The organism is Ruegeria sp. A5, assembly GCF_056543005.1.
In genome coordinates, this window is the sequence record NZ_JBQGAV010000002.1 from 63,946 (window position 1) to 85,744 (window position 21,799).

The 21,799-nt window shown below is 57.0% G+C and carries 23 protein-coding genes and 1 riboswitch; of the genes, 20 read left to right on the forward strand and 3 right to left on the reverse strand.

All coding sequences use genetic code 11. The annotated features are described in order from the left end of the window. Positions 1-38: 38 nt before the first annotated feature. Entirely contained in the window at positions 39-836 is a 798-nt protein-coding gene (locus ACR0AY_RS06090) for a phytanoyl-CoA dioxygenase family protein (protein ID WP_170511488.1), read from the forward strand. 3 nt (positions 837-839) lie between these two features. Here the strand turns inward: ACR0AY_RS06090 and ACR0AY_RS06095 are convergent, their stop codons facing one another. After that, positions 840-1,703 (reverse strand): hypothetical protein, encoded by an 864-nt coding sequence (locus ACR0AY_RS06095; protein ID WP_170511486.1) that lies wholly within the window; start codon positions 1,701-1,703, stop codon positions 840-842. A 120-nt stretch (positions 1,704-1,823) separates the two neighbouring features. Here ACR0AY_RS06095 and miaB point away from each other — a divergent pair, with 120 nt between their 5' ends. The 10 genes from miaB to cmk all read left to right on the forward strand — a co-directional run bounded on the left by miaB (position 1,824) and on the right by cmk (position 12,309). Continuing rightward, the gene (gene miaB, locus ACR0AY_RS06100) at positions 1,824-3,143 is read left to right on the forward strand and encodes a tRNA (N6-isopentenyl adenosine(37)-C2)-methylthiotransferase MiaB (RefSeq protein WP_170511484.1); all 1,320 of its coding nucleotides are present in this window, start codon (positions 1,824-1,826) and stop codon (positions 3,141-3,143) included. Positions 3,144-3,308: 165 nt separating this feature from the next. Then, positions 3,309-4,073 carry an outer membrane protein gene (locus ACR0AY_RS06105; RefSeq protein ID WP_170511305.1) on the forward strand — a complete coding sequence of 255 codons (765 nt, stop codon included), beginning with the start codon at positions 3,309-3,311 and terminating at the stop codon, positions 4,071-4,073. Positions 4,074-4,219: 146 nt separating this feature from the next. Beyond that, on the forward strand, positions 4,220-5,242 hold the full coding sequence (locus ACR0AY_RS06110) for a PhoH family protein (RefSeq protein WP_170404555.1): 1,023 nt from the start codon (positions 4,220-4,222) through the stop codon (positions 5,240-5,242). A gap of 41 nt (positions 5,243-5,283) precedes the next feature. Next, positions 5,284-5,778: an rRNA maturation RNase YbeY gene (ybeY, locus tag ACR0AY_RS06115; RefSeq protein WP_170511482.1), complete on the forward strand. Its 495-nt coding sequence runs from the start codon at positions 5,284-5,286 to the stop codon at positions 5,776-5,778. Positions 5,779-5,814: 36 nt separating this feature from the next. Then, entirely contained in the window at positions 5,815-6,699 is an 885-nt protein-coding gene (locus ACR0AY_RS06120; RefSeq protein WP_170397541.1) for a hemolysin family protein, read from the forward strand. Continuing rightward, the gene (gene lnt, locus ACR0AY_RS06125) at positions 6,696-8,228 is read left to right on the forward strand and encodes an apolipoprotein N-acyltransferase (protein ID WP_170511481.1); all 1,533 of its coding nucleotides are present in this window, start codon (positions 6,696-6,698) and stop codon (positions 8,226-8,228) included. The genes ACR0AY_RS06120 and lnt overlap by 4 nt, the downstream gene beginning before the upstream one ends. 15 nt (positions 8,229-8,243) lie before the next feature. Then, positions 8,244-8,292: riboswitch (SAM-SAH riboswitch) on the forward strand. A gap of 5 nt (positions 8,293-8,297) precedes the next feature. Further along, positions 8,298-9,479 carry a methionine adenosyltransferase gene (gene metK, locus ACR0AY_RS06130; RefSeq protein ID WP_170511479.1) on the forward strand — a complete coding sequence of 394 codons (1,182 nt, stop codon included), beginning with the start codon at positions 8,298-8,300 and terminating at the stop codon, positions 9,477-9,479. A 92-nt stretch (positions 9,480-9,571) separates the two neighbouring features. Further along, positions 9,572-10,282: a tRNA (guanosine(46)-N7)-methyltransferase TrmB gene (gene trmB / locus ACR0AY_RS06135; RefSeq protein WP_170511477.1), complete on the forward strand. Its 711-nt coding sequence runs from the start codon at positions 9,572-9,574 to the stop codon at positions 10,280-10,282. Positions 10,283-10,351: 69 nt separating this feature from the next. Beyond that, positions 10,352-11,698 (forward strand): 3-phosphoshikimate 1-carboxyvinyltransferase, encoded by a 1,347-nt coding sequence (gene aroA / locus ACR0AY_RS06140; RefSeq protein ID WP_170511475.1) that lies wholly within the window; start codon positions 10,352-10,354, stop codon positions 11,696-11,698. Beyond that, positions 11,695-12,309, forward strand: a complete 615-nt coding sequence (gene cmk, locus ACR0AY_RS06145) for a (d)CMP kinase (RefSeq protein ID WP_170404536.1) — start codon at positions 11,695-11,697, stop codon at positions 12,307-12,309. Before aroA ends, cmk begins: the two co-directional genes overlap by 4 nt. A gap of 26 nt (positions 12,310-12,335) precedes the next feature. Here cmk and ACR0AY_RS06150 read toward each other — a convergent pair whose 3' ends face one another. Further along, positions 12,336-12,812, reverse strand: a complete 477-nt coding sequence (locus ACR0AY_RS06150) for a YHS domain-containing (seleno)protein (RefSeq protein WP_170511473.1) — start codon at positions 12,810-12,812, stop codon at positions 12,336-12,338. Positions 12,813-13,031: 219 nt separating this feature from the next. Here ACR0AY_RS06150 and ACR0AY_RS06155 point away from each other — a divergent pair, with 219 nt between their 5' ends. The 9 genes from ACR0AY_RS06155 to ACR0AY_RS06195 all read left to right on the forward strand — a co-directional run bounded on the left by ACR0AY_RS06155 (position 13,032) and on the right by ACR0AY_RS06195 (position 21,414). Beyond that, positions 13,032-13,568, forward strand: a complete 537-nt coding sequence (locus tag ACR0AY_RS06155; protein WP_170511471.1) for a hypothetical protein — start codon at positions 13,032-13,034, stop codon at positions 13,566-13,568. A 200-nt stretch (positions 13,569-13,768) separates the two neighbouring features. Then, on the forward strand, positions 13,769-15,454 hold the full coding sequence (locus ACR0AY_RS06160; protein WP_170404526.1) for a tryptophan halogenase family protein: 1,686 nt from the start codon (positions 13,769-13,771) through the stop codon (positions 15,452-15,454). A gap of 336 nt (positions 15,455-15,790) precedes the next feature. After that, the gene (gene rpsA / locus ACR0AY_RS06165) at positions 15,791-17,467 is read left to right on the forward strand and encodes a 30S ribosomal protein S1 (protein WP_039532111.1); all 1,677 of its coding nucleotides are present in this window, start codon (positions 15,791-15,793) and stop codon (positions 17,465-17,467) included. A gap of 270 nt (positions 17,468-17,737) precedes the next feature. Further along, entirely contained in the window at positions 17,738-18,022 is a 285-nt protein-coding gene (ihfB, locus tag ACR0AY_RS06170; protein WP_050603110.1) for an integration host factor subunit beta, read from the forward strand. A 7-nt stretch (positions 18,023-18,029) separates the two neighbouring features. Then, positions 18,030-18,380 carry a LapA family protein gene (locus ACR0AY_RS06175; RefSeq protein WP_170397774.1) on the forward strand — a complete coding sequence of 117 codons (351 nt, stop codon included), beginning with the start codon at positions 18,030-18,032 and terminating at the stop codon, positions 18,378-18,380. Between the two features lie 9 nt (positions 18,381-18,389). Next, on the forward strand, positions 18,390-19,034 hold the full coding sequence (locus ACR0AY_RS06180; RefSeq protein ID WP_170424387.1) for a phosphoribosylanthranilate isomerase: 645 nt from the start codon (positions 18,390-18,392) through the stop codon (positions 19,032-19,034). Positions 19,035-19,079: 45 nt separating this feature from the next. Further along, positions 19,080-19,415 (forward strand): hypothetical protein, encoded by a 336-nt coding sequence (locus tag ACR0AY_RS06185; protein ID WP_170397511.1) that lies wholly within the window; start codon positions 19,080-19,082, stop codon positions 19,413-19,415. A gap of 67 nt (positions 19,416-19,482) precedes the next feature. Further along, positions 19,483-20,730, forward strand: coding sequence for a tryptophan synthase subunit beta (gene trpB / locus ACR0AY_RS06190; protein ID WP_170397508.1), 1,248 nt, complete (start codon positions 19,483-19,485; stop codon positions 20,728-20,730). Between the two features lie 51 nt (positions 20,731-20,781). Then, positions 20,782-21,414, forward strand: a complete 633-nt coding sequence (locus ACR0AY_RS06195; protein ID WP_170404514.1) for a class I SAM-dependent methyltransferase — start codon at positions 20,782-20,784, stop codon at positions 21,412-21,414. Here the strand turns inward: ACR0AY_RS06195 and ACR0AY_RS06200 are convergent. Next, the gene (locus ACR0AY_RS06200) at positions 21,411-21,791 is read right to left on the reverse strand and encodes a DUF2237 domain-containing protein (RefSeq protein ID WP_170511469.1); all 381 of its coding nucleotides are present in this window, start codon (positions 21,789-21,791) and stop codon (positions 21,411-21,413) included. The two genes, ACR0AY_RS06195 and ACR0AY_RS06200, sit on opposite strands and share 4 nt — an antisense overlap. Positions 21,792-21,799: the final 8 nt, after the last annotated feature.

Sequence of the window (21,799 nt, forward strand, 5' to 3'; positions counted from 1 at the left end):
TCATGCGCAGATCGGGCGACAAATCTAAGGAGACCGCAATGACTCACCCTCTTGTTTCTCAGGCCATGATCGACAACTTCCAGACGGACGGCGTTGTGTTGGTCAAAGGCCTGTTCGCCGATCATATTGAAACCCTGCGGGCCGGGGTTGCCGCGAATATGGCCGAGCCGGGTCCTTATGCTTCGGAGAACAGGAAAGATGGCGAAACCGGCCGTTTTTTTGACGACTATTGCAACTGGTCCCGTATCCCGCAGTTTCGTGAAGTGATCGAAAAATCTCCTGCTGCTGAAGTAGCGGCCGATCTCATGCAGTCGCAATCCGTGCAAATGTTCCATGACCATGTTCTGGTGAAGGAACCCGGAACCTCGATGGCAACGCCGTGGCATCAGGATGGGCCGTACTATTTTGTTGATGGTCAACAGAATATCAGCTTCTGGTCACCGTTGGACCCGGTGAAACAAGCGACCTTGCGCTGCGTTGCCGGTTCGCACCGCTGGGAAAAAGAAGTGCTGCCTACCCGCTGGGTCTCGGAAGAAGGTTTCTTCCCCGACGAGGGGCAGTACATGCCGATTCCGGACCCAGATGCCGAAGGGATGAAGATTGTAGAATTTGAAATGGAGCCCGGTGACGCAGTGGCCTTCAACTATCGCACGCTACACGGGGCCCGAGGCAATACTTCCGATGGCCGACGCAGGGCATTTTCGCTGCGATTGGTTGGTGATGATGCACGTTATGTCGAGCGTCCAGGCCGGACTTCGCCGCCATTTCCGGGACATGAAATGGTGCCGGGGCAGCGGCTGCGCGAGGACTGGTTCCCAGTTCTGTTACAGCGTTAGAACCTAGAACCACTGGCCCGATTCGATCAGGCCCAGATCCAGCAATTGGCGCGAATCCCACTCGAACGGAGTTGAATGGTTCCAGCAGAAGTTGGAGATATCAAACGTCGATCCGGCGTTCGTCTTCAATGCTTTGGCCGCCCGGAACGAACAGATCGCGGCGGTCAGGTTGTTGTGCCACGGGCAGGCATAGGTATTGTATTCCGGCTCATTGAAAGTGTGATCAGGCAGAAGTTTCAGATCGGCTTTTGCTTTGAACAGCGAAATCCGATCGATACGGCGTCGTTCATACGGGATATGATCTTCGAACCGCCAACGCAGACCACCGGACATATCCAGTTGCCGCTCTAGCGGCTTGCCAGATGCGTCATGCCGCGTGTGGGCGTAGTATCCGGTCTTGTCCAGCATTGCGTGATCGGGGGCCACTCCGTTTGGATAGGCCGTCAGATCATTCGCATAAAGATCGATCACATGGGTCAGCATGGCCTGGCGCCGTTCTTCAGAATGGAAGGCCAGTAACTCTCCGACCGAGCGGGTCTCGCAGAAAGGGTAGAACAGATATTCAGAGTTGTAGCAGTAGTATACCCACGTGCCTTGAGCCGCCTGAATGATCCGATTGACGGCCTCAAATACGACGGTTCTGGGCGCGCAGGTCATCGTCACTCGATGAACCCTTTCTTCCAGCGCTTCATCCAGCGTGAATTCCTGGGGCAGGAATGTGATCACGGATTTGAACCCCAGCTTCAAATGATGGAGCAGCGTCCCTTCTAGCTCGACATCATCTTCAGTAAATATCAGTGCCACGGGTCCCTTGCTCAGGATCGACCGATCGGATTTCAGAAGGTGATCAAGGGATTCGTACTGCATCGTTGGTTTCGTTGCCGCCTTGCTGGAAATTCCCGCCAAATTCGGGTAATTGCGCCAGCATTGCAAGCGGCGTTCGATACGTATAGACGACGCCGATCCAGCGACTGCAAAGGCCAACCCATGTCTGAACCGAAAAAGCTGTTTATCAAGACCTATGGCTGTCAGATGAACGTCTATGACAGCGAACGCATGGCCGAAGCGCTGGGCGGACAGGGCTATGTCGAGACCAAATCGCCCGATGATGCGGATATGATCCTGCTCAATACCTGCCACATTCGAGAAAAGGCAGCTGAGAAAGTCTATTCCGAACTGGGCCGTTTCAAGGGCCTCAAGGCGGAAAAGCCGGACCTTAAAATCGGAGTCGCAGGTTGCGTCGCTCAGGCCGAAGGCGAGGAAATCATCCGCCGCCAGCCGCTTGTCGATCTGGTGGTGGGGCCGCAAAGCTATCATCGCTTGCCCGAGATGGAGGCGAAGACGCGCGCGGGTGAAAAGGCGCTGGATACCGAGTTCCCCGAAGAAGACAAATTCGAAAAGCTCAAGAACCGCCCCAAGGCCAAGCGCGGACCGACGGCATTTCTGACCGTGCAGGAGGGGTGTGACAAGTTCTGTGCCTTCTGCGTTGTGCCCTATACACGCGGGGCCGAGGTCAGCCGCCCGGCAGATCGCATCCTGCGTGAGGCCCGCGATCTGGTTGAGCGCGGTGTGCGTGAGATCACGCTGCTGGGGCAGAACGTAAATGCCTATCACGGGGCTGGACCGGACGGAGACATGACCCTTGCCGGTCTGATCTGGGAATTGAACAAGGTCGACGGGCTAGAGCGCATACGCTTTACCACCTCGCACCCGAACGACATGGATGATGCGCTGATCGAAGCGCATGGCACCTGTGAGAAGTTGATGCCATATCTGCATTTGCCGGTGCAGTCGGGGTCGGACAAAATTCTAAAGCGGATGAACCGCAGCCATACGGCTGAAAGCTATCTGCGATTGATCGAGCGTATCCGAAAAGCGCGCCCCGATATTCTGATGTCCGGCGATTTCATCGTGGGCTTCCCGGAAGAGACGGAAGAGGATTTTCAGGCCACTCTGGATTTGGTCGAAGAGGTCAAATACGGCTACGCCTATTCCTTCAAATACTCGACGCGACCCGGCACACCTGCAGCAGAACGGCCACAGGTCGAGGCCGAAGTGGCGGATGCACGCCTGCAGCGCTTGCAAGGGTTGATCACGCGCCACCAGCGCGAGATTCAGGACTCGATGGTCGGAAAGACAGTTAATGTCCTGTTTGAAAAACCTGGGCGGCAACCGGGCCAGATGGTTGGAAAATCCGAGTATCTGCATGCGGTTCACGTCGCGGACGCTGATATCGCGAGCGGCGACTTACGTAAGGTAAGGATAAAATCGTCTGGCGCGAACTCGCTGGGTGGTGAGTTGGTCTGATCCCTTGTGGCTTGCCCGCAAAGGGTTTTCGCCTTGAAATTTAACCCTTGATTTATGGCTTGGAACTATGTTCCGAGGAAGGCTAGATTTTTCTGGGCCGAATTTTGGGTGTCGACAAACGCACCGACCCCGCCTGACGGCCCGCCTTTGCGGAGGGTACGAGTAGTGAGCTGGATACGTTTTCCGAGTGTAAACCTTTCCCGTGTTTTGTCGGCGACTGTCGTGTTTCTATCTTGCGCTGCCCCGACTTTGGCCGGCGATGTCGTCGGGGAAGTCACTGAGCCCGACGTAATCTCGTCTCAGCGTTTCGCGCGCGACGTCAATGCGTTCTATCTGGGGGTCAGCGCCGGACATGCCTCGGGCGGTTCGGACGAGTTTGGCCTGCGCGTGAACGACGGAGACACGTTTGCTGCGGGCGACCTTAAGCCAAGCGGAAATTTCGCAGGTTTTCGCGGTGGCTGGCGCGGCATTCTGCCAGCCAGAGGTGGGCGCGACTATGTGTATGGGCTGGAAGTCGGCTATGACTTTGGCACGCTCGATGACATCACCTCGTCCCGATCCGGTGGGGCAGAGGTCAGCGGCAGATCCGCGATCTCGGATGTATTGTCCATCCGCCTGCGGAACGGGCTTACCAACCGCAGCGGCAGTGTCCTCTATTTCGTGACTGTGGGTTATGTCCGCGGCGATATCACCACGTCAGGCTCACTAACTGATGCAAGCGGGACAAGCCGATTTGAGAGCGAGGACCGCCGACAAGGTTTCTCGGCCAGCTTGGGCGCTGAACACAAACTGAACGAAAATTGGTCGATCACCGGCGAGATCGAGTATCTGCAGTTCGAATCAAAAACGGTCGAACTGGGTCCGTCATTCTCGACCAAATCGACGCCAAGCTATCGCGGACTGCGGATCGGGTTGAACTATACATTCTGATATCCGCGCGATTGGCGTTTAAAGTTGGCTGTTTCAGCGTTCATCGGCGCATTTGTCATGAGGTGTGCAAATTTTGAAACTGCCGCTTGCGTCTACCTCTTCAGTTTGTCTACGCTCAAGGTGAACCGCCAAGACAGGAGAACGGATTGGCCATCGGTGCCCTGACCCCACCGCAAGATGACATGCCCCAGCGTGAGGCGCTTGTTGAATTTCCAGACAACAGATTATTGATCGATTTGTGCGGAGAGTATGACCGCAACTTGACCGATATCGAACAGAAGCTCTCGGTGCAGATTGTGCGACGCGGCAATCAGCTTGTCGTGCTGGGCGACGAGGATTCGCAAAAGCAGGCGATTGAGGTTCTACAGGCCCTCTATACACGGCTCGAAGGTGGGCGTGATGTGGAAGCCGCAGATGTCGACCGCGAGTTGCGCATGGGCAATTCCGAGGTCGGAACTGGCACGCGCGATGGTGACCAGCTTGAGATGTTCAAGGGTGGCACGGTCGAGATCAAGACACGCAAAAAACTGGTCGAGCCGCGCACCGACGCCCAGAAGGCCTATGTGCAGTCGCTGTTCAACAACGAACTGGCCTTTGGCATTGGTCCCGCTGGCACCGGCAAAACCTATCTGGCCGTTGCGGTCGGGGTGTCCATGTTCATTGGCGGGCACGTTGACCGCATCATTCTCAGCCGTCCGGCGGTCGAGGCCGGTGAAAAGCTCGGTTACCTGCCCGGTGACATGAAGGATAAGGTCGATCCCTACATGCAGCCGCTTTATGACGCGCTGAATGATTTCCTGCCCGGAAAACAACTTGCCAAGCTGATCGAAGAAAAGCGGATCGAGATTGCTCCGCTTGCCTTCATGCGCGGTCGTACGCTGGCAAATGCATTTGTGGTGCTGGACGAGGCGCAGAATGCCACAACGATGCAGATGAAGATGTTCCTGACTCGGCTTGGTGAAGGTAGCCGGATGGTTATCACCGGCGACCGGTCTCAGGTTGATCTGCCGCGCGGTGTGCAGTCGGGTCTCAAGGATGCCGAACGGTTGCTGAAAACGATCCCGAATATCAGCTTCAACTATTTCACCTCGAAAGATGTCGTCCGCCATCCGCTTGTCGCCGCCATTATCGAGGCGTATGAGGCCGATGCGGGGCGCGAAACCGGTTAACTTTCAAGGCGCCGATTGAAGCTGGGCTCGGAGCCAAAGGTATGAATCTGGAAATCACGCTTGAGGATGATCGCTGGCGCGGGCTGGAGCCTTTGGCCACGCGCGCAATTGCTGCTGTTCTGGAGTATTGCGATCTTGAGGCGGATCAATGCGAAATCAGCTTGCTGGGCTGCGATGATGCACGGATCGCTGAATTGAATGCTGAATTTCGTGAAAAATCCACGCCGACCAACGTCCTCAGCTGGCCTGCCGAAGAGCTGGCCCCGGATCGGGCGGGAGACACTCCGCCGGCTCCGCAACCTGACTTTACTGGCGAAATCGTGCTGGGCGACATTGCGATCTCTTTTGACACCTGCGCGCGCGAAGCAGCTGAAGCCGGCAAAAGCACCGACGATCACGTGACGCATCTGATCGTTCACGGTACACTACATTTGCTGGGGTATGATCACATTCGTGACCTCGACGCCACTTTGATGGAAAGGGTCGAGGTCGAGATACTTGGCAAACTGGGTATAGATGACCCATATAATGTATGACATGGGCACCTTTGCCCGATCATTTGGAACAGGATAATGGGCGAAACAGACGGCAGTTCTAGGGCGGCGCATGGCGCGCATTCTCAGAACAGCAGCAATGACAGCGACGAAAGAGGCGGGCTTTTTTCTCGACTCATCGACGTATTTTCTTCTCAGGGCGAAGAGACCAGCCAGCTAAACGGGGCAGAGGTCGTCAGCGCTCAGCCAAGGGGCATGATCAACCTGCGCAGAATGCGGGTCGAAGATGTTGCGATCCCAACAGCCGAAATCGTATCGGTCCCCTCGACAACCCCGAAAGACGAACTTGTCCAGATTTTCCGCGACAGCGGCTTGTCACGCATTCCGGTTTACGATGGCACTTTGGATACGCCCTTGGGGTTTGTGCATCTCAGGGACTTTGCGCTGACTCATGGCTTTAACGGCAACTCCTCCGAGTTCGATCTGAGGTCGATGCTGCGGACATTGCTGTTCGTGCCACCATCGATGCCAATTGGCGTTTTGCTGACCAAGATGCAGACAGAGCGTCGCCATATGGCTCTGGTGATTGATGAATACGGTGGAGTCGATGGTTTGCTGACTATCGAAGATCTGATTGAACAGGTTGTCGGAGAAATCGCCGACGAACATGATGCCGACGAAGATCAGCTATGGATACAAGAGAAACCCGGCTGCTACGTGGTTCAGGCGCGTGTACCACTTGAAGAGTTCGAGGCCGAGATTGGCCGCTCTCTGACCAGCCACGAAGATGTAGACGAAGAAGAGATCGACACATTGGGCGGTTTGGTCTTCATGCTCTCGGGGCGGGTTCCGGCGCGTGGTGAGGTTGTATGCCACCCCGAAGGGCCCGAGTTCGAGGTCATTGACGCAGACCCGCGCCGCATAAAACGGTTGCGTGTCATGCTGCCGGATATTGTTGCATGAACCCTGCCGAGGGGTGGCCCTTTTGGCTGCGGTTGGTGCTGGCGGCGCTGTTGGGTGTCGCAGCGGCCAGTGGTCAGGCACCATTGGGATATTGGCCAATAAGCTTGCTGTCGCTGGTGCTGATAGCGCCGTTGTATCTGAGCACTGAGACAAATCGTCGAGCGGTTTTGCTGGGTTGGGTCTTCGCAACGGGCTATTTTGCGCACGCATTAAGCTGGATTATCGAGCCGTTTCTGGTTGATGTCCAACGCCATGCGTGGATGGCCCCTTTTGCTCTGATCTTCTTGTCGGGCGGGTTGGCCTTGTTCTGGGCGTTGGCCTTCGGAGTTTCGAAACGCATCGGTGGAGCGCCCGTCTTGCAGGGGGCTTTGCTGTCTGTAACGCTGGCGCTGGTCGAGTTTGCGCGTGGCTACATTCTGACCGGATTTCCTTGGGCAGGCATCGCGCAGATTTGGGTGGATACGCCATTTGCCCAGACTCTGTCACTTGTCGGCCCTTATGGATTGGGAGCGCTGACACTGCTTGCCACAGTGCCATTGGGCGCAGCCTTGTTCAGCAATCGTACCCGAAGCGGCATCGTTGTACCGATCGCGTTGACCGCAGGCTGTGCGGTATTGGCTTTGATCTATGCAGCGAACCGACCTCCTGTCATGCCCTCTGGTCATATCGTGCGGCTGATTCAACCCAATGCACCCCAGGACCAGAAATGGGATCCTGCCTATGCGTCTGTGTTTTTCGCACGCCAACTTGAATTCACAGCGGCCGAGCCCCGCCCGGACCTAATCGTCTGGCCAGAAACCTCGGTCCCGGCATGGTTGGGCAGCGCGCAGCCCTATCTTTCAGCAATTGGCGAAGCGGCACAGGGCGCCCCGGTAGTCCTGGGCATTCAGCGTGCCGATGGGCAGCAGATCTATAACTCGATGATCTATCTAAATGAGGAGGGTCAGCAAGGCGGGCTATACGATAAACATCACCTGGTGCCCTTTGGGGAATATGTGCCATTTGGTGAAGTGATGGCACGGTTCGGTATCTACGGGATGGCCGCAACCACAGGGAATGGCTTTAGCGCGGGGCCAGGTGCCGCATTGATGGATGTAGGCGTGCTTGGCAAGGCGCTGCCGCTGATCTGCTACGAGGCGGTATTCACGCAGGATATTTTATCCGCGCCGGATCGTGCGGATTTTCTTTTGCAGATTACAAACGACGCTTGGTTCGGAACGCGTTCCGGCCCGTATCAGCACCTCGCCCAGGCGCAGATGCGTGCAATCGAACAAGGCCTACCGATGTTGCGCTCGGCCAATACCGGAGTTTCGGCAATGATTGGCCCATTGGGGCGGATCACCGAGGCGCTGGCGCTTGGGCAGGCGGGGTTTATCGACGCCGAATTGCCGCGTCCTCATGCCCCTACCGTTTATTCTCGAATTGGAGACAGTCCGGTATTTTTAGCTTTGTTGGTGCTATTTGCGCTGCTATGTCGGCACGCCCGGCGCGTAAACGACCAATTTCCGATTGACCCTGTCAAACGCTAAGCGTATTCGATCACACGCCTGCCACAACGGCTTCCTGACGTGGTGGGGAAATCTTAATGGAGCACTTTCATGTCCCGACAGAATTATATTTTTACTTCGGAATCCGTTTCCGAAGGGCACCCGGATAAGGTCTGCGATCGTATTTCCGATGCAGTACTAGACGCATTCCTGCGCGAAGAACCCGAGGCCCGCGTGGCCTGTGAAACATTTGCCACTACCGATCGTGTGGTTATTGGCGGAGAAGTGGGTCTGTCGGATCAGGACAAGCTGCATGATTATATGGCGCATATCGACGATATCGCGCGGGCATGTATCAAAGATATCGGCTACGAGCAGGACAAGTTTCACCACGAAACCGTCGAAGTGACGAACCTGTTGCACGAGCAGTCGGCCCATATCGCGCAAGGCGTGGATGCTGCCGATAACAAAGACGAAGGTGCAGGCGATCAGGGCATCATGTTCGGCTATGCCACGACCGAGACGCCAGCGCTTATGCCTGCGCCGATCCAATACTCGCATGCTATCCTTCGCCGTCTCGCTGAAGTTCGCAAAAATGGCAGTGAACCCGCCCTTGGCCCGGATGCAAAATCACAGTTGTCTGTTATCTATCGCGACGGCACGCCAGTCGGTGTCAGCTCTATCGTGCTGTCGACGCAGCACATGGATGAGGCGCTGACCTCGGGTGATATTCGCGCCATTGTCGAACCCTATATCCGTGAAACCCTCCCTGACGGCTGGCTGACCGCCGAAACCGAATGGCACGTGAATCCCACCGGCAAGTTCGTCATCGGCGGTCCGGATGGTGATGCGGGTCTGACCGGTCGCAAGATCATCGTCGACACTTATGGCGGTGCAGCACCTCACGGTGGTGGCGCATTCTCGGGCAAAGACCCAACCAAAGTGGACCGCTCGGCGGCTTATGCGGCGCGGTATCTGGCTAAAAATGTTGTGGCCGCAGGCATGGCTGAGCGCTGCACCATCCAGCTGAGCTATGCGATTGGTGTATCCAAACCGTTGTCGATCTACGCCGACACGCACGGAACCGGCCAGATTGCAGATGCAGTGATCGAAAGGGCGGTTGGGCAGGTGATGGACCTGACTCCGCGCGGAATTCGCCAACATCTGCAACTCAACAAGCCGATTTATCAGAGGACCGCTGCTTATGGCCACTTTGGTCGTGAACCCGATGCGGACGGCGGATTTAGCTGGGAGCGCACCGATCTGGTGGACGCGCTGAAACAGGCGGTCTAATCAACAATTAGAAAAACGCGCCGGTTTCGGCGCGTTTTTTGCAAGTCGGCGACCACTTGCAACAATTTCAGCCCCGCAGTAAGGGCTGCGCCATGAGTACAAAGACCCCACAACGCCCGCGCAGAAATTTTTATGGCCGCTTTAAGGGCAAAACCCTGAAGCCCAGTCAAAAGACTTATCTGTCGGAAGATCTTGCTGCCTTGTCCCCCGGTGCGGTGGATTGGGACGGTAATCCTGAACGCGATCCGCTTGATCTCGACGGTCTATTCAGAGGCAAGCCTGTTTGGCTTGAGGTCGGCTTTGGCGGCGGTGAGCATCTGGTGCATCAGGCTCAGCAAAACCCGGATATCGGCATCATCGGAGCCGAACCCTATATCAATGGTGTTGCGATGCTGTTGGGTAAAATCCGTCAGGCCGGTGTTGAAAACCTTGCCGTACATCCCGGGGACGCGCGAGACTTGTTCGACGTTTTGCCAGAAGCCAGCATATCGCGCGCTTTTCTGCTCTATCCCGATCCATGGCCCAAAACACGGCATCACCGCCGTCGGTTTGTCACACCTGAACACCTGGAGCCCTTGGCGCGCGCGTTAAAGCCAGGGTCGATCTTTCGCGTTGCCACAGACATCCCTGACTATGTGCGCCAAACGCTGGAAGAGGTGCCGCGGGCGGGCTTCGAATGGCTGGCCGAGCGCCCCGCCGACTGGCGTGAGCCGTGGGATGACTGGATTTCCACGCGCTACGAACAGAAGGCGCTGCGCGAAGGCCGTACACCCCATTACCTGACCTTCCGCCGCAAAGACTGATTGTCGCTGGACCAACCGGCCCCAATTCGCTAATCGGCCTGAGGACTGATAGCGAAAACAGGAGCCCCCATGTCCGGACACGGCACGCCCATCCCGATGACGTCGCAGCCTTGCGGCCCGCTGACAGGCACCGCAGAGGTGCCCGGGGACAAGTCGATCTCGCACCGGTCCCTGATCCTGGGGGCAATGGCTGTGGGAGAAACCAAGATATCGGGCCTGCTGGAAGGCGAGGACGTATTGGACACCGCTAAGGCCATGCGTGCCTTTGGAGCCGAAGTAACAGATCATGGCGGTGGCGAATGGTCGGTGCATGGCGTAGGCGTTGGTGGTTTTTCCGAACCAGATCAGGTAATCGATTGTGGCAATTCGGGCACTGGCGTGCGCCTGATCATGGGGGCGATGGCGACTTCTCCGATCACAGCGACCTTCACCGGAGATGCGAGCCTGAACAAACGTCCGATGGCACGGGTCACCGATCCGCTGGCGCTGTTCGGAACGCAATCTGTCGGCCGAGACGGTGGACGTCTGCCGATGACCATTGTCGGAGCTGCGGACCCCACCCCGGTGCGCTATGAGGTGCCTGTGCCTTCGGCGCAGGTGAAATCCGCCGTTCTGCTGGCAGGGCTGAACGCTCCCGGCAAGACCATCGTGATCGAGAAGGAAGCGACCCGCGATCATTCCGAACGGATGCTTGCGGGCTTTGGTGCCGAAATCACGGTCGAGGACACGGATGAAGGGCGCGTTATCACGCTGACCGGTCGGCCCGAGCTGAAGCCACAAGTCATCGCCGTGCCGCGCGACCCGTCCAGTGCGGCCTTCCCCGTCTGTGCCGCACTGATCACACCGGGCTCGGACGTGTTGGTCCCCGGTATCGGCCTGAACCCGACCCGCGCAGGCCTGTTCACCACGCTGCGCGAAATGGGTGCCGATCTGACCTACGAAAACGAGCGCGAAGAGGGGGGTGAACCGGTTGCCGATCTGCGTGCAAAATACTCGCCCAACATGAAGGGGATCAATGTCCCGCCCGAGCGCGCGGCGTCGATGATCGATGAATACCCGGTGCTGTCTGTTGTGGCCGCAAATGCGACGGGCACAACAATGATGGGCGGCGTGAAAGAACTGCGCGTCAAGGAAAGTGACCGGATCGACGCAATGGCCCGTGGCCTGCGCGCCAACGGTGTGACCGTGAACGAGGGTGACGAATGGTGGTCAGTCGACGGTCTCGGCATCGGCGGTGTGCCCGGTGGTGGGACCTGCGAAAGCTTCTTGGACCACCGCATTGCCATGTCGTTCATGGTCATGGGGATGGGGGCTAAAAAGGTGGTTTCGGTGGATGACGGCGGACCGATCGCAACGTCGTTCCCGATTTTTGAGCCTTTGATGGCCGCGCTCGGTGCCAAGGTCGAGCGTACATGAGATTCACCGTAGCTATCGACGGCCCTGCGGCGGCGGGCAAGGGGACGATTTCCAAGGGCGTTGCTGCGCATTTCGGGTTTGCGCATCTGGATACCGGTCTTCTCTATCGCGCAGTGGGGCGTCGTATGCTGCAAGGTGACGAACCGGTTGCAGCGGCTGGGTCCCTGACAGCAGAAGAATTGCAGCAGGGCGATCTGCGTACGGCTGAGATCGCACAGGCGGCCTCGAAAGTTGCGGTCATTCCTGAAGTCCGAAGCGCACTCGTTGATTTTCAGCGGGCGTTTGCCCGTCGCGCCGGAGGCGCCGTGCTGGACGGGCGCGATATTGGAACCGTGATTTGCCCAAACGCTGAGGTCAAACTGTTTGTCACCGCCAGTCCCGAAGTCCGGGCGGAACGGCGATATCTTGAGCTTTCGGCCAAAGGTTCGGACGTGTCACGCGAACAGGTGCTTGCGGATGTCAAAGAGCGTGACTCACGTGACGCGGATCGCAGCACTGCACCGATGAAACCTGCAGATGACGCCGTGCAGCTTGATACGTCAAACCTGAGCATCGAGGCCGCGTTGGCACGGGCGCTCGAAACGATAGAACAGAACCTGCCCGCAGCCTGAAGTGGCTGCGGACAAGGGTCCGTCAGTTACAATTCACCAACTGCGATGCTCTTGATATTGGCCCACTGGTCATCTGCGGTTTTAGCGGTGCTGGTGACGTCTTTCAGGAAAGCAGCGCGGGTATCAGCATTCAGGAACAGATACAGCTTGCCGTCTGCGATCAGGTACTGATCCGGGTCGCCGTCGAACTTTTTGCCAACAGACACCCCGAACGAACAATAGCCACCGTGCTGGGGCAAGTAAGCCGCCGGATTGGCCTCGAACGCTTCAAGGTTTTCCGCGCTGGTGAAGTAATAGGATGCGCCGTCATAAGTCGCCGAATGATTGGCGAAGCCTTCTACCGGATTGCCATTGTTGACAAGCGCGACCAGATCGACGCCATGGGCTGCCAGGGGTGCACCAGCCGCCGACAGGCCTTTGGAGACGTTGATTTCGTCTGCGGCAAAAGCAGGAGCTGCCAGGGCCAGAGTTGCGGCTAATGCAGTAAGTGCGAGCGATTTCATAGTAGGGGTCCTTTCCCTTTTTGGTTCAAGGCTCGGGTCCGCCCCAAGCCGATGTAACTAAGTTAGAAAAGGTTATTCGGACGGGTAATCGCAGATAGGTCATGAGATTTTGCAGATCGTCCAAAGATCAGTGCGTTTTGCAAAAACTGTTCACATAGCTTTGTTTGGCCACCTGTCCGATGGCCGCCTAAGCTTGCTGGACAACCGTAGGAGTGGCCCATGATCAGACTAGCCCTGTTTTTGTTCTTTCTTGCAGGTAGCGTAGCTGCGCAGCAATCAGATACGCCGGTGCCCGAGGCCGAACCTCCGATGACTTACGAGCGTCTGGGAAAAATCATCTTTGCGCTAGATCCCGAGGCGCAACCGATCGGGCCGGGGTTTGAGTTGACGATATCTGATGTGACGGTGCTGGTTGTCACCGATACCAATGCTGATCGCATGCGGGCGATGGTCGCGATTGGCAGTGCTGCGGATTTGTCGCCAGCCGATTTGCAACGGATGATGCAGGCAAATTTCGACAGCACGCTGGATGCGCGCTATGCGATTGCAAATGGCACCTTATGGGCTGCGTTCATTCACCCGCTTTCGCTGTTGCAAAGGGATCAGTTGATCTCGGGGCTGGCCCAGACTGTGAATATCGCCAACACCTATGGCACATTGTACACCGGTGGTGCGGCGGAATTCGGAGGGGGTGACAGCCATGATCTGCAGCGTGAGCTGATCGAAGAACTTCTGAAGAAGAGTGAGGAAATCTGACACTTGTCCAAAGTTGGCGCATAGCCTGAATTCTGATGACGAATGTGCCTGCGACCATGGGTGTCATAGGCTCTAGCTGGATGCTTGAAAGCTGTTATAGTCTTCCCACAGCTAAATAAGGGAAAGCTGCTGTTAAATCCCCATCACTCAAAAAAAAGGGGAGGCAGCTACAAAATCCCAAGCCAACAGGGACAAAAAATATGAATAATCGTTTGCGTAAGATCACCATCGTGGGTGGTGGTACGGCGGGTTGGATGACTGCGCTCATCCTGGACATGGTGTTCTCCCGCACGTCAGCACCCAAGGATCGCCCACGCATTTGCTTGATCGAAAGCCCCAACATCTCGACTGTGGGTGTCGGTGAAGCGACGGTGCCGCGTATGCCGGTCACGCTCCGTCAGGCGGGCATATCAGAGCGGGATTTCTTCCGCGAAACCAACGCATCGTTCAAGTTGGGAGTTAAGTTCTGCAATTGGAACAACGACGCCAAGGGCAATCGGATCGACTACGTAAACCCGTTTGCCCATGGTCAATTGCTGGAGGGATTGGAGGCTGCCGAGTATTTTCTGCGTTTTGGTAACGGGGATCGGGATTTCACGCAGTCAATCTCACCGCATGATGATCTGGCCCGGTTGTGCAAGGGTGCGCGCCCGTTGGGTGCACCTGAGTTCGAACAGCGGTTTGGCTATGCCTATCATCTGGATGCCGTGAAATTTGCGGGCATGCTGACAAAGGTCTGCGCCAAGCGCGGCGTCGAGCATATTCAGGATGAGGTGCAATCGGTCGAACTGGACGAGCAGGGCAATGTCAGCCACCTGATGTTAGAGCGCAAGGGACGCCATGACATTGAGATGGTCATAGATTGCACCGGTTTCCGGGGGTTGATCATCAATCAAGCGTTGGGCGAGCCGTTCATGGATTACTCGGACTACTTGCCCAACGACCGTGCCATGGCCTTGCAGATCGAGCACCCTAACCCCGAAAAGATCGAAAGCGTTACACGCTCGACCGCGCTTGGTGCGGGTTGGACGTGGCGTGTGCCGCTCTACAATCGCGTAGGTACGGGATATGTGTATTCATCCGCGCATCGGACCGATGATCAGGCGGCGGACGAATATCTTGAGTGGTTGGGCGACAGCGGCAAGGGGCTGACTCCGCGCGTGATCCCCATGCGTGTTGGTCGTGTCCGCAATGCCTGGGTTAAGAACTGCTTGGCGATCGGTTTGTCTGGTGGATTTATCGAACCGCTAGAAAGTACTGCGATCCACATGATCGATCACGCGATCCGCTGGTTTGCCGAACATCTGCCGACGCGAGACATCGAGCCTGCGCTGCGGAACCGATATAACCGGCAGATGAACAAGCTCTATGACGAGGTTTTGGATTTTATCTGCCTGCACTACCGATTGGGTAACCGCACCGATGATCAGTATTGGATCGACGCCCGCACCGAGATGAAGATTCCGGATCGGTTGGCCGAGAACCTTGAGCTGTGGCAGCATCGTCTGCCGATGGAACACGATATCGAGTTTGCGACGCTGTTCAATTTCCGCGTCTATCAGACGGTTCTTCTGGGCAAACAGGTGTATGATACGGGGTATGGCGAAGGTATCCGTGATCGTCTGCGACCGCTGAAGAAACCGATTTGGTTCCAGTGGTGGAAGGGGGCAAAAATGGACCTTGCGCAGATCCTCAAGACCATGCCGGATCACAAAACCCTGCTGCGAGATATCCGGGGCGAGTTGGAGAAGCCTGCCTTTGGCAAGGCCGCAATGGGGCAGCCGACTGTCGCAATGCCGGGCGCGAAACCGGCACCCGTGGTGATCGAGAACATGCCAAACCTGGCTGAGATTCAAAGCGGCAAGAAGGATCTGCAACTGTTCTAGCGCCGCATGGTATCATTCGGCAGGACTGACAAAGAAGGCTGGGGATCGGATCGCGTTTGCTTCGATGCCCGGACCTGATGTTCGGATTTTGTGGGATTGGCCAGTGTTTAAGGGCTTTGCTCTTGCACATGACAGGGAATCCGCCTATACGCGCGCTGTCTGAACAAGGGCGGTTAACGTCCGGATGACGTATCTGAGCAGGGCCGGGTTACCTCGGCCCTTTGTGTTTGTTAGCTCGGGCGCGTTCTGGATCACGCATTCAGGCATCATGAAACAAGACCGGCGGAGACAACCGCTCGGCCAGCAAAAACGTTATGTAAAGGAAAACAACGCCACATGGCTAACGCATCCATGGAGGAATTCGAAGCCCTCCTGAATGAAAGCTTCGAAATGGACACGCCCGAAGAGGGTTCTGTTGTCAAAGGCAAGGTTCTGGCGATCGAAGCCGGCCAAGCCATCATCGACGTAGGCTACAAAATGGAAGGCCGCGTTGATCTGAAAGAATTTGCAAATCCCGGCGAAGCCCCTGAAATCGCTGTAGGCGACGAGGTCGAAGTGTACCTGCGCGCCGCAGAAAACGCTCGTGGCGAAGCCGTCATCTCGCGCGAGATGGCCCGCCGTGAAGAGGCATGGGACCGTCTGGAAAAAGCATATGCCGACGACCAGCGCGTCGAAGGTGCAATCTTTGGTCGCGTCAAAGGTGGCTTCACCGTCGATCTGGGTGGCGCAGTTGCGTTCCTGCCCGGCTCGCAGGTTGACGTTCGCCCCGTGCGCGACGCTGGCCCGCTGATGGGTCTGAAGCAGCCGTTCCAGATTCTGAAAATGGACCGCCGCCGTGGCAACATCGTTGTTTCGCGTCGCGCTATCCTGGAAGAATCGCGTGCCGAACAGCGTGCCGAAGTCATCGGCAACCTGTCCGAAGGTCAGACCGTCGAGGGTGTTGTCAAAAACATCACCGAATACGGTGCATTTGTTGACCTGGGCGGCGTTGACGGCCTGCTGCACGTCACCGACATGGCATGGCGCCGTGTGAACCACCCGTCTGAGATCCTGACGATCGGCGAAACCATCAAGGTTCAGGTCATCAAGATCAACAAAGAGACCCACCGCATCAGCCTGGGCATGAAGCAGCTGCAGGAAGATCCGTGGGATCTGGTTGCTGCGAAATACCCGCTGGGCTCGGTCCATCAGGGTCGCGTCACCAACATCACCGACTACGGCGCGTTCGTCGAGCTGGAAGCCGGTGTCGAAGGTCTGGTGCACGTGTCCGAGATGTCCTGGACCAAGAAAAACGTCCACCCCGGCAAGATCGTTTCGACCAGCCAGGAAGTCGACGTCATGGTTCTGGAAATCGACGGCGCCAAGCGTCGCGTGTCTCTGGGCCTGAAGCAGACCCAGCGCAACCCATGGGAAGTGTTTGCAGAAACGCACCCCGAGGGCACCGAGGTCGAAGGCGAAGTCAAGAACATCACCGAATTCGGTCTGTTCATTGGCCTCGAAGGCGACATCGACGGCATGGTTCACCTGTCCGACCTGTCCTGGGACGAGCGTGGCGAAGATGCGATCCAGAACTACCGCAAAGGCGACATGGTTTCGGCCGTCGTCTCGGAAGTTGACGTTGAGAAAGAGCGTATCTCGCTGTCGATCAAAGCCCTGGGCGGTGACAAGTTCGCCGAAGCCGTGGGCGGCGTGAAGCGTGGTTCGGTCATCACCGTCGAAGTGACCGCGATCGAAGATGGCGGCATCGAGGTCGAGTACGAAGGCATGAAGTCGTTCATCCGTCGTTCGGACCTGTCGCGTGATCGTGCTGAGCAGCGCCCCGAGCGTTTCTCGGTCGGCGACAAGGTCGACGTCCGCGTCACCAACGTCGACAGCAAGACCCGCCGTCTGGGCCTGTCGATCAAGGCACGTGAGATCGCCGAAGAGAAAGAGGCCGTGGAACAGTACGGTTCTTCCGACTCGGGCGCGTCGCTGGGTGATATCCTGGGTGCAGCACTGAAGTCGGGCGACTAAGTCCGGGGCGTATCCCAAACATGAAATTCGGCCTCGCACCATGGTGCGGGGCCGTTTTTGTTGCGAATCAATATCTTCCAAATAGTCGGCTTAATTTGCCTATCGTTCGCGCATGAAGTGTGGAAATCAGGCCAATGGGCAAAAATTCGCGTGAGATTGTCGCAAAATGCCGCCTTTGCTGGCAGAGTATCCGTTCCCCCGATCCGGGTTTTTTCCTATACTGTCAGAACTATAGGCTTGTCACATCGTCCGCCTGGGAGGGTATTGCGTATGATCCGTTCAGAATTGATTCAGAAAATTGCCGACGAAAACCCGCATCTCTATCAACGCGACGTCGAGCGGATCGTGAATACCGTTTTTGAAGAAGTGACCGACGCCATGGCACGCGGCGACCGTGTAGAGCTGCGCGGTTTCGGCGCGTTTTCGGTGAAAAAGCGTGACGCACGTGTAGGCCGCAATCCTCGCACTGGTGAGACTGTGCAGGTTGAAGAAAAATGTGTTCCATTTTTCAAAACTGGCAAGTTGCTAAGGGACCGTTTGAACGGTAAAGCCTAGCCTCATGATGCGCTACATTCGTTATGCTTTTCTGGCTGCATTGGGGATCGTTCTGGTCTCGGTTTCGCTGGCCAATCGCCAAATTGTTGAACTTAAGCTTATGCCGGATGCTTTGTCCGAGTTGCTGGGGTTCAACCTGTCAACCTCCTTGCCGCTGTTTCTGGTCGTGCTGGGTGGGGTTGTTGCCGGCCTGGTCATCGGCTTCCTGTGGGAATGGCTACGCGAGCACAAGCACCGCAAGGATGTGACCGTGAAGCAAGGCGAAGTGCGCAAGCTTGAGCGTGAAGTTAAGAAGCTCAAGAAAAAGCAGAATGAAGGTCAGGATGATGTGCTGGCCATTCTGGATGAGGCAAGCTGAGGCCCTACGATGCCCGCTGATATCCGAGTTAAAATCTGCGGCCTGACCGCCCCTGACCACGTGCGCGCTGCTGTGGATGCGGGCGCGGGTTATGTTGGTTTTGTGTTTTTCCCCAAATCCCCGCGGCATGTTGAGCCCCAGACAGCTGCGACATTGGCACAGGAGGTGCCTGCGGGCGTCGCCAAGGTGGCGCTGACAGTGAATGCGACGGACGAGGATTTGGATCACATTCTTTCGATCGTGCCTCTGGATATGTTGCAACTGCATGGCAAAGAAAGTCCTGAGCGTGTGCAGCAAGTGCGAGACCACTTCGGCCTGCCAGTAATGAAGGCCATTGGTGTGGCCGAGGCCGAAGACCTCGCGGCCATCGATCTCTATTCAGATGTGGCGGATCAGCTGTTGATCGACGCAAAGCCACCGCGAAACGCGGAGCTGCCTGGTGGTAACGGTTTGTCTTTTGATTGGCGCCTGCTGGCAGGTCGTAAATACTGGCGTAGGCCATGGATGCTGGCCGGAGGTCTGACCCCTGACAATGTCGCAGAAGCGGTGCGAATGACCGGCGCACAGCAGGTGGATGTCTCATCCGGCGTCGAAAGCTCTCCGGGTGTCAAGGATGCCGGGCTGATCCGCGCCTTTATCGACGCGGCAAGTTGATCTGATCTGCACGAACCTGCGTATCTCCTCAAAATGGGGGAGAGCATGCTGGCAGTGATCGGCGGAGTTTCACTTAAACGATGGTATCACGGGCCCGAGTTCTTCTGGCGCGCTCATCAATCCTTGCGGCAGGCACGCGGTGACGCGCTGTGCCTGCATGCCGAGGTATTTGTGCGTCAAGGCTGTTATTTTTCATACACAGTCTGGCATGATGTCGAAGCTATGCTGACATTCGCACATTCCGGCCCTCATCGTCGTGTAGTACGCGCGTCGACCCGTCTGGCAGATATCAATGTGTTCTGTCAATTTCCCTGCATTGCTGTTCCAAGTCGAGTTCAGGCACTTCAGGTATGGGAACAGCGCGCTCAGGCGGCGGAATGATACGTTTTGCGATGGCAAATCACTCCATCACCTCCTATGAACATCGGGTACGACGAGGGAGACTTCCATGGCCAACGATCTTTTTAATTCCTTCATGTCCGGCCCCGATGAACAAGGCCGCTTTGGCATCTTCGGCGGGCGCTTTGTCAGCGAAACGCTGATGCCGCTGATCCTGTCACTGGAAGAGGAATATGACAAAGCCAAGGATGACCCCACATTTTGGGCCGAGATGGACGATCTGTGGGCAAACTACGTGGGCCGCCCTTCGCCGCTCTACTACGCGGAACGCCTGACCGAACATCTGGGCGGCGCAAAGATTTACTTGAAGCGTGACGAACTGAACCACACCGGCGCGCATAAGATCAACAATGTGCTGGGCCAGATCATTCTGGCGCGGCGCATGGGAAAGACCCGGATCATCGCCGAGACCGGGGCAGGGCAGCACGGCGTGGCCACCGCCACCGTCTGCGCCAAGTTCGGCCTGAAGTGCATTGTCTACATGGGTGCCCATGACGTTCAGCGTCAGGCCCCGAACGTGTTCCGTATGCGCCTGCTGGGAGCCGAAGTGATCCCGGTGACATCCGGCAGGGGTACGCTGAAAGATGCGATGAACGACGCGCTGCGCGACTGGGTGACCAATGTGCGCGATACCTTTTACTGCATCGGCACCGTTGCTGGCCCGCATCCTTACCCGGCGATGGTACGCGACTTCCAGTCGATCATCGGCAAGGAGGCCAAGGAACAGATGCAAAAGGCCGAGGGCCGTCTGCCCGACACCATCATCGCCGCCATCGGAGGTGGTTCGAATGCGATGGGCCTGTTCTACCCGTTCCTCGACGACAAGGATGTGAATATCATCGGTGTTGAAGCGGGCGGCAAGGGCGTGAACGAGAAGATGGAGCATTGCGCCTCATTGACTGGAGGTCGTCCGGGCGTGCTGCACGGCAACCGCACCTATCTGCTGCAGGATGATGACGGGCAGATTCTCGAAGGCTATTCGATCTCGGCCGGTCTGGACTATCCGGGCATTGGCCCCGAGCATTCCTGGCTGCACGACATCGGTCGCGCGAACTACGTCTCGATCACGGATAAAGAAGCGCTTGAAGCGTTCCAGTTGTGCTGCGCCACCGAGGGAATCATCCCTGCGCTGGAGCCCTGCCATGCGCTGGCGCATGTTATGAAAATCGCGCCGGAATTGCCCAAGGACCACCTGATCTGCATGAATATGTGTGGCCGGGGGGATAAAGATGTGCAGACCGTCGCACGGTACCTGAACTTTGATATGTCGGATACCGAAGGTCGCGCAGCGGACTGATTAGGCCTAACAGGCTTTGCGCCTTTGAGGAACTGTGCCAGTTTGCATTGCATGTGCAGTGTTTCCTCAAAGGCCGGACCCGACCGACTTGACCAGAAATACGATCAGGCCGCCCCGAGCTGGGCAGACAAGATGCGTCTGCTGGGGTATTTCGATGCCTATCTGGGTTTTTTGTCCTCGGACCCGCAGGTCGAATTGGGCCGTAACGCACTGGATATCGGGTGCGGTACGGGAGCCTTTGCCGAAGCACGCGCCGTGATCCGGCGCGAAGGGCATGTGACGCTTTTGGAACCTTCGGCCCGAATGCTGCAACTGGCAGGGTCAGCGTTGCAACGGCGCGGTGGAAACGCCGAGACTGTCCAATCGCGCTTGGAAGAGTTCCATCCGGCATCCCGTTTTGACTGCCTGTTGGCTGCGCATGTTCTGGAGCATTGCGTTGATCCGATAGATGCTTTGCGCCGCATGCGCGATCTGGCTGAACCGGGTGCAACGCTTTGGTTGGTAGTCAGCAAGCCACATTGGTGTAATGCGATCATCTGGTTCCAATGGCGGCACCGAACCTATCGACCGGATATTGTGGCGGAGATGCTCGCGCGTTCGGGCTGGGATCTGCAGGCCGAGCATGGCTTTCCAACCGGGCCGCCGTCGCGCACGTCTCGCGGATATCGGGCGATCGCCATCTAGTGCTCGTCTTCAGCGCGCTGCATTTTTAGAATATGGAGAGGTACGATATCCAGCGCCCTCTGGTGCGTGGCTTCAAGGTGCACCTTGGGCGCGCATCCCTCGTCATGGGCTTGCAAAAAGCGCCCCGCACACAAGCACCAGCGATCACCGGGTTTGAGCCCGGGAAAATCGAATTCGGGCCGGGGCGTGCTAAGGTCGTTTCCGACATATTTTGAATAGGCCAGAAATTCGGCCGTCATCACGGCGCAAACCGTATGGCTTCCCTGATCCTCGGGGCAGGTGTTGCAGGCGCCATCGCGAAAGAAACCGGTTAACGGTGTGCGCGAGCAAGGCGCGAGCACGCCGCCCAGAACATTGATGCTGTCTTGCTTCTGCATGATGGTAT